The sequence below is a fragment of the Bacillus sp. P4_D3 genome (assembly GCF_056401855.1).
In genome coordinates this window covers 1-2,152 of sequence record NZ_JBFUIN010000538.1, presented here as the reverse complement: position 1 = coordinate 2,152, position 2,152 = coordinate 1, and the positions used below count along the sequence as shown (strand labels likewise).

Genomic DNA, 2,152 nt, shown 5'->3' with positions numbered 1-2,152 from the left:
GAAAAAATGAGGATTTATGGAGAATAGAAGAATTGTTTATAGAAAATCAATTTTCAAGATTTTAAGTTTATAACAATCGAAAGACAAAAATGCCATCAACCTATTGAGTCATTGTCAAAGCATATTCATATTAGTAGCCATCTAAATATAATTGACAGGAGAATGACATGGTAAAAAGAGTGATTTCGATTTCTACGATTATAATGCTATTTATGTTGACCATAGGTCAGAGTTTCACATCTATAATAGCAAATGCACAAGAATTAAATACAACAGGATTTGTTGATAGTTTTACATTCGACAAAACGGAATTAAATTATGGAGAACGATCGGGAATAAGAGTAGATTTTAGTGATAAATCCGGAAATCAAATGAAGGCTGGAGATACACTAACATTAACACTACCTGCAGAACTAACAGGGTATAGTAAAGCAATTGACTTGAAGAATGATGCGGGTGTTAGTTTTGGTACTTGCAAAGTAACAACAACTAATGTGGTATGTACATTTAATGATACGGTTGAAAAACTTCAAAACATTAGAGGCTATTTGTATTTTGAATTCAAAGCAACTAGTAATGTAGGAGTGAATCAAACGATACCGGTTGATACAAATTTAGGTACAAGTTTAGCAACTCAAAGAGTCACAATTAAAGGACCAACTGAGGGGACGGGTACAACAACATTTACTTACAAAACAGGTGGAATTTACCCAGAGGCCCCGAATGAAATCAAGTGGCAGCTGAATGTAAATACTACTGGTTCGGAACAGTTAAGTTCTGATGTTGTTTTGACTGATACTTTACGATCGGGTCAAACATTTAAGATGGAGGACTTTACCATAATAGTTGGAGGTGAGGATTTTACACCACAACAATTTAGGGATAAAGGCTATGGAACGATTACGTTTAGCGGTAACTCTTTCGAAATTAGAGGTTATAAGGATTATGTAAGTGGGAAGTATTTCGGTATGCATTATAGCTCGGTTATAACTGATAGCGGAATGAACGAAAAATATTTGTATAATGATTATACAATTAGTTATCAAATTCTAAATCAGCCACCGGTAACTGTTTCAAAGGAATCACCGGTTAAAAATATAAACGCAGATGGTGGTGCGCAAGGTGATTTACCRCCTAAAGGTACRCTAAGAATTGTGAAGCATATTGAAGGAGATAATACAAAATTCATCCCAGATGTTACGTTTAAGTTGTATAAGRAATCGGGTGAACAAATTGGCGATACGTATACAACGGRTGSASAAGGTATKGTTGARRTYYCTAATYTAGACCCAGGAAATTACTATGTAACAGAGATTAAAGCTCCAGAMTATGTGGATTTTGATCCTCAAAMAAAAWTCRACTTTACARTTGATGCAACTGCTCAAAAAGGTGTAAAGTTGATGRTTCCGAATAAGGTGAAAACGACATCCATTTCAGGAACGAAGACYTGGAATGATAACAATGCAACAGATCGTCCGAGTACGATTCAAGTAGACYTACTGAAAAATGGTGMCGTAATTCAAACACAAGACGTAACAGCAGCAAATAACTGGAATTATACGATTGCAGATCTACCTGCATATGATAATGATGGTAATGCTTATAAGTATACAGTAAAAGAAAAACCGGTAGCAGGATACAAATCAGAAGTAAATGGCTACAACATTACGAATACAAAAGATGCAAAAACATCTGTTTCAGGAACGAAAACTTGGAATGACAACAATGCAACAGATCGTCCAAGCTCAATCCAAGTAGACTTATTGCAAAATGGAAACGTAATTCAAACACAAGACGTAACAGCGGCAAACAGTTGGAAATATACATTTGCAGACTTAGCACAATATGATACGAACGGTGTTGCTTACACGTATACAGTAAAAGAAAAACCGGTAGCGGGATACAAATCCGAAGTAAAAGGTTATGACATCACAAATACAAAAGTAGCGAAAATGACAGTAGAAGGAACGAAGACGTGGAAAGACGGAAATGCAACAGACCGTCCGGCAACGATCAAAGTAGACTTACTACAAAATGGCAATGTAATCGAAACACAGGACGTAACAGCGGCAAATGGTTGGAAATATACATTTACAAATTTAGAATCATATGATGCGAGCGGTGTTGCTTATACATATACAGTAAAAGAGCA

At 35.6% G+C, this 2,152-nt stretch carries 1 protein-coding gene; it reads left to right on the top strand.

Annotated features, from left to right (window positions below):
- Window positions 1-167: 167 nt before the first annotated feature.
- On the top strand, window positions 168-2,152 hold a 1,985-nt coding region (locus tag AC1DTM_RS23770; RefSeq protein ID WP_477001038.1), incomplete at its 3' end, for a Cna B-type domain-containing protein.